Origin of the sequence: Enterococcus mundtii (assembly GCF_002947535.1) — a bacterium.
In the GTDB taxonomy this organism is placed as follows: domain Bacteria; phylum Bacillota; class Bacilli; order Lactobacillales; family Enterococcaceae; genus Enterococcus_B; species Enterococcus_B mundtii_B.
The window spans coordinates 1-577 of record NZ_PUAP01000067.1; the positions used below are offsets into that span (position 1 = coordinate 1).

Annotated in this window: 1 protein-coding gene; it reads right to left on the reverse strand. The window is 35.7% G+C overall.

Annotation, left to right across the window (positions count from 1 at the left end):
- Positions 1 to 112: 112 nt before the first annotated feature.
- Positions 113 to 577: Asp23/Gls24 family envelope stress response protein (locus tag CUS89_RS15775; protein ID WP_146103424.1), on the reverse strand; the 465-nt coding region annotated here is incomplete at its 5' end.

Consider the following 577-nt stretch of genomic DNA (forward strand, 5'->3'; position numbering starts at 1 on the left):
ACGATTAATGACCAAATAAAACCCATCTGTATTTCCTCCTATAGTGTCTAGCCGATTTTTTCAATGCGACATCTCATTTTTTTAATTTAAAAGTTTTGACTCACCAAGATCTTTATTGTACTCTTGGCTCGTTGTTTTCTTTTACTTTTTCTGTTCCTTTGCTTGCTGCATGTTTTGCTTTATCTGTTTGTTCAGATGCAAATTCTCCAGTTGCTTTTGCAGCATCTGTCACTTTGTCTTGAACAGTAACTTGATCTTGTTCAAATTCTTCTTTTGATTTGATATCTGTCACGTTGACATTCACTTCGATGACATCTAGATGTGTCATATTCGCTACTTCTTCACTGATGATTTCTTTCATTTGTTTAAAGATATCTTCACTGTCTTTACCATATTCAACGACGATCGACATATCAACAGCCACTTGTTTTTTCCCAACTTCTGTTTCGATGCCTGCTGTTTCATTGTCCGTATTGACTAATTTACCAGCAACATTGGAGAAGAAGCCTCCATCTACTGTTAATAGTCCGTCGATACGTTCTAATGCGATCGCAATAATTTTTTGAATGACTTTGTC